The organism is Chlamydiales bacterium, from assembly GCA_031292375.1.
Classification (GTDB): Bacteria; Chlamydiota; Chlamydiia; order Chlamydiales; family VFKH01; genus JARLHF01.
The window spans coordinates 1-5,498 of sequence record JARLHF010000053.1 but is presented as its reverse complement, the minus strand read 5'-3'; the positions used below and the strand labels follow the sequence as shown (position 1 = coordinate 5,498).

Sequence of the window (5,498 nt, the reverse complement as noted above, 5' to 3'; positions counted from 1 at the left end):
GAACCACTTTATTTGGATATCCTAAACGGTGTAGAACGCATCATAAATGATAAATTATAAGTCTCCGTGTCTCCGCGTCTCCGTGTTTTAACTATTCAAGTTATTGATTAGCAGATAGTTGAAAATCGAGCTGGCGTTAACCAAGGAGCGTAAAAATGAAGCCAGGGTCCTTAATCCTTGGGAATAAGGCGTTTTACAACAAAGAATAGTACAATAATCCCTCCAAAGATAAGCGTATACCAAGGGATGTGTGTTTTCTTATCCTGTATAAGCTCTGCATGAAGCAGCTTCTTTGTATTCGATTCTGTCATAAGAAAGCCTTGTAAACAGACTTCGCGATGAAGTAACTCTTCTGAAAATTCTCCATCTAGTATAACTTGTTCTAAACTCCTTTCGGAAGCTCCAACACAACAACTCTTGAGATGTGGCAATGGTGATAAAATCCAAACACCCTCTTTTGTCTTATATAAAAAGCCTTGTAAGTTGCTTTTTTCTCCATTTTCAGGTTCTGCAAAAGAGAAAAAACTCCAACAAATGAATAAATAAAAACTTGAAATGCTAATATTTTTGATACAAAACATGTAATAATCTATATAAGAGCTTCCGTTTAGTTTCAATCATGAAAGGAGCAGATCATGCAAAATACTCTCTTTACCTCAGAATCTGTTTCTGGAGGGCATCCAGATAAAATAGCCGATCAAATTTCCGATGCTATTTTAGATGCTTGTCTTGAAGTCGATTGTGACTCGCGCGTTGCCTGCGAAACTCTTGTAACAACAGGTCTTGTAGTACTTGCAGGAGAAATTACAACAAAAGCCCAGCTGGATTATCAAAAAATTGTAAGAAAAACTATCCAAGATGCAGGCTACACAGATCCTGCTATTGGCTTTGATTATAGATCGTGTGGAGTACTTATTGCCATCAACAAACAATCTGAAGACATTTCTATAGGTGTTACAGAAGGGTATGGCCTCTCTAAAGAACAAGGAGCAGGGGACCAAGGCCTCATGTTTGGATTTGCTTGTAGTGAAACTGAAGAGCTTATGCCACTTCCCATTATGCTTGCACACGCCCTTATCGGAGAACTTGAGAGACTCTATAAATCAAAAGAGCTTGCCTACCTAAGACCTGATGCTAAAACTCAAGTAAGCATTGAATACAATGAATTACATGAGCCCATTCGCATTGATACAATCGTTATTTCTACACAACACACCGAAGATGTAACGCATGAAACTATTGTAAAAGATATGAAAGCAATGGCACAAAGAGTCATTCCTCAAAAACTATTTAACAATAACATCTTATTTCACATTAATCCTACAGGTCGTTTTATCATCGGAGGTCCCGCTGGTGACACAGGTGTTACAGGAAGAAAGATCATCGTTGATTCCTATGGTGGTATGGGCAGACATGGAGGGGGCGCATTTTCTGGAAAAGATCCCTCTAAAGTAGATAGATCAGGTGCTTATGCTGCCAGATGGGTTGCAAAAAATATTGTGGCAGCAGGCCTTGCAAACCGCTGTGAAGTGCAAATAGCTTATGCTATAGGTGTTGCAAAACCTGTCTCTGTATTTGTAAATACATTTGGAACAGCAACAGTAGATGAAGATTTAATTAGCCAAGCGGTACAAGAAGTTTTTGATCTAACTCCAAAGGGGATTATTACAGCACTTAACCTTAAAAGACCTATCTACAAAAAAAGCGCAACGGGTGGACATTTTGGTAGAAATGATTGTGACTTTACATGGGAAAAAACCAATCAGACACTCAATTTGTTAAAGGCAATGGATGCTCTTAAAGCAAAAAGAAAAGAACATTCCTTTGTTCAACATCTCATTAACCCAAAAGAGCTCATGTTACCTTGCAGCGTGAAGTAAATGCTTTGTACAACATTTGGCTAAAAGGTACGAATCCAAAAAAAAAGATAAGTCAAGAAGACTCTTGGTTCGAGGCCATACGTAAGCTATGCCTGCAATATAAGCGCCCTATCAATGTACTTGATATAGGAGCACATTTTGGCTACTTTTCATTTCGCCTAGCAGATATATTTCCAGGTACATTTGTCTTGCTAGAAGATGATGATAAAGTACTCTCCTCACTTTATTCTTTTTGTCACTATAATGCCTACAAGAATTGCATTCTTCTTACCCAAAAAATATCTGTAGAAGCGCTTTCTAAACTATCACAAGTTGAGCATTTTGATATTGTTCTCTTATTAGATAAAAGGTTTTACTATGATGACATTACTCCCTTTTTATCTCTTGGATCCCATTTTTTTTATGGAACATCTTCTTCTGAATTAAAGTACATCCACTGCCAAGAAAAGCATCTTTCCATGCCATTTTGGAAAAAGACAGAAGATCACGTCTCTGTCAAAAGTTCATTCGAAAATAAAGTTGTGCAATTTAATCAATACTCTCTTAATTGGCCCTCTGGCATTACTCTGTCGACATTTTTTGAATTTGAAGGCATGTATCCATCTAAAAGCACTCTAGAATCATTATATAATACAAAATCTCATCCTTGGAACACTTTTCTTACAGAAGGAAAATTAGTTTCTATCAAATCTACACATACTCAAGAGAATGATTTCCAACTTCTACCCTCTCTTTTATTCAAGCAAAATAAAACGCAAGAGGATATCTTTTATCAAGATCTATGGCTTAAAGGTAGATGCATCTATAAGGGTCAAAGAGACTGCCAAGAGCGCTATCAGCATATTGCAAATCTTTGCTCTCAATTCAAGCGTCCCATTAAGGTCTTAGATATTGGAGCCAATTGTGGTTATTTTTCATTTAGGCTAGCAGAACAATTTAGCGGGACCTTTATTATGGTAGAAGCTGGAAGATGGGCCTTGAAGCAGCTCATACCTCTCTACGATAAAAACAATCTTCCCAACACTGTTCTACTCACAAAAAATTTAAACTTAGAAGATCTGTTACTTCTTGCAGATACAGAACATTTTGATATTGTGCTTGCTATGAGTGTTATGCATCATTTTAGTGAAAATTATGCAGACGTTTTTAAATGTCTTACTCAATTGGGAACTTATCTGTTCTTTGAGCACCCCAACAACAAAGAGCATTGTTTAAATATAGAGCGCGTTATCAATGAGCCTATAAACCTTTCTACACACCTTCATAAGCTATGCTGTCAAACACTAACGCTCAACTTTCATTCTGACATAAAAAGAGATATGTACCTCATTACATGCAATAAAGAAAAACTAGAAAGACCGTTTTGGAGGGAAACTGAAGGCCCTCTTCTTTTAAAAAGCACTTTTGATAGATGCGAGGGAGTCTATCAAAACAGCAATAGACTCATAGCTCTTCCAACTAACATCCATTCACAGACATACGATAAGTTCAAGTGATCTCTTCTAAAAAGCGGTAGCCAACACCTCGAACTGTTTCTATCCAATGAAAATCAGGACCCAGCTTTTTCCTTAATGAAGCGATATGCACATCGATATTTCTATCAATAATGAATGCATCATCATTTTGTACATCATCAAGAAGCTGACTTCTAGTCAAAACTCGCCCTCTATTCATAAGCAAACGACGCAAAATACCAAACTCAGAAAGCGTAATGGGTATGTACTTATCCGCTTTTCGAAGTAAATATCTATCCACTTCTAAAGTAAACTCTCCAAAGGTCATTATTTTAGAGACATTTTCAGGCTCTTTTTCCCTTCTCATAACAGCCTTAACTCTAGAAAAGAGCACTTTTGGAGAAAAAGGCTTAGCAAGGTAGTCATCAGCACCCAATTCCAATCCCAAGACCACATCAATCTCTTCATTTTTGGCTGAAATAATAATGACAGGGATATTTTTTAGCTCTGGATGCCCCTTCATTTTTCTACATACATCTAAACCATTCTGGCCAGGCAACATAATATCCAATATAACTAAATCAGGTCTCTCTCTTTCAACAGCGCGATACCCATTAATACCATCTGTCTCTACATGTAGCTTATAACCAGATATCTCAGCTTGCAATTTAATTAAGGCTGCAATATCCTCTTCATCTTCAATCAGGAGGATTGTCTTTTTCTGAGCCATTAGAATCTCCTAGAATTTATAGCGTTGTCATTGTTATCAAAAACACCTACATCATATCTTTTTATCATTTTTCTACAACAATTCTTCTCTCACGATGTATATATATCCTAAATCATGTCAAAAAAATTATAAATTTTTTGTGAAGATGATGTAATTACAAACAGTTGATTTCCAATATACTAAGAATATAAACACCTATTTATATAACCATTTTTCTATAAAAACAATCTAAAGTCCAATTATTCTTTCATATTATAGCTTGCAAGAGAATCAAATATAGCGCAGAATGATCTCCTTTTTATGTTGTGAAATATGTATAGACATCTTTTATTAATCTTAATACTTACTACTACTCACCTTTTTAGCTCGCCTATTCCCAAAGAAAAGGCGCAACTATTTAAACCCTTTATTAGCACAAAAATCTTCCGAAAAATTTATGCAAGCAAACTAGAAGCCAAATTCATGGAGGAACTACCCCATGCAAGCCTGAAGAGGCTACTCATGCTCTACAAGGCAGGATACATCTTTCAAAAAAAACCCTTCCTCTATAAAGAACGTATCCTCTTACACTTAACAGATACCTTTCAAACCCTTCTTGGAAAAAACAACTCTTCTTTATCTCAAAATCTTTACTTAATAACGCTTTGGAAAGCACTAAATCCTTCTCGTAACTCAATTCTTACATTACTTAACGACCTAAATAAAAAGAGCATTGAGCTGTGGGCATTAAAAAGACAATTCCAAAAAGCCAAGGAACTCACGCTCTTTACAAGTCAATTATGCAAGGAGTATGCTCCTGATTTTCAGTCTGAAATTGCTTCCATGCTCTTGGCAGCAATTTCCTATCTCAATGAAAATAATGATGTAGATGCCCTCTTAATGATCTATCCTATTTGCACCTCTTTTAACGTGCATCTTCCTCATCTTAAGCAAGAAATAAAAAATCATATCGCCGATGCTAAATGTCTATTTGAAAGAGGAGAATATGCAAAGGCCGAGCAATGGATTAAATGGGCGCTTATGATAGCACCCAATGAAATAGCTCCTCTTGATTTATATACACAAACAAGTTCAAGAATTGATTTTTAAATTCTGGCGCAGCAAGAATTCCTCTACAAACCAGCAATTAGGAGCGGGATGTTTTACGAAAGAAAATAGGAAATTATAAGAAAATTCTTCTCATCGAAATGACATGTTAACGTAAAATGCAAAAAATTATTATGTATATTTTGTGATAGCGTTTTCAACGAGTACGTTACATTATCTTTTACGCAGAGACGCAGAGACGTGGTAGCGCAGAGAGTTACAGATCATTAGCCACTCTAGTTAATCCATCAATAAGCCGTCCTTGCCCAAAATTAAGTACCAGCCCTAGCTTAAGTCTTGTTAATCGTAAATAGGTTAATACTTGAGCCTTGTGGACAGCATGTTCTT

5 protein-coding genes are annotated in these 5,498 nt (G+C 36.3%); 3 read left to right on the top strand and 2 right to left on the bottom strand.

The features are described 5' to 3' along the window. Positions 1–170 precede the first annotated feature (170 nt). The gene (locus tag P4L16_06860; protein MDR3624840.1) at positions 171–581 is read right to left on the bottom strand and encodes a hypothetical protein; all 411 of its coding nucleotides are present in this window, start codon (positions 579–581) and stop codon (positions 171–173) included. A gap of 54 nt (positions 582–635) precedes the next feature. Here P4L16_06860 and metK point away from each other — a divergent pair, with 54 nt between their 5' ends. Next, positions 636–1,880, top strand: a complete 1,245-nt coding sequence (gene metK, locus P4L16_06855; protein ID MDR3624839.1) for a methionine adenosyltransferase — start codon at positions 636–638, stop codon at positions 1,878–1,880. Next, positions 1,865–3,376: a class I SAM-dependent methyltransferase gene (locus tag P4L16_06850; protein ID MDR3624838.1), complete on the top strand. Its 1,512-nt coding sequence runs from the start codon at positions 1,865–1,867 to the stop codon at positions 3,374–3,376. Before metK ends, P4L16_06850 begins: the two co-directional genes overlap by 16 nt. Here the strand turns inward: P4L16_06850 and P4L16_06845 are convergent. Then, entirely contained in the window at positions 3,369–4,064 is a 696-nt protein-coding gene (locus P4L16_06845) for a response regulator transcription factor (GenBank protein MDR3624837.1), read from the bottom strand. The two genes, P4L16_06850 and P4L16_06845, sit on opposite strands and share 8 nt — an antisense overlap. A 312-nt stretch (positions 4,065–4,376) precedes the next feature. On the opposite strand from P4L16_06845, the gene P4L16_06840 reads away from it, so the two are divergent. Further along, positions 4,377–5,153 (top strand): hypothetical protein, encoded by a 777-nt coding sequence (locus P4L16_06840; protein ID MDR3624836.1) that lies wholly within the window; start codon positions 4,377–4,379, stop codon positions 5,151–5,153. Positions 5,154–5,498 lie beyond the last annotated feature (345 nt).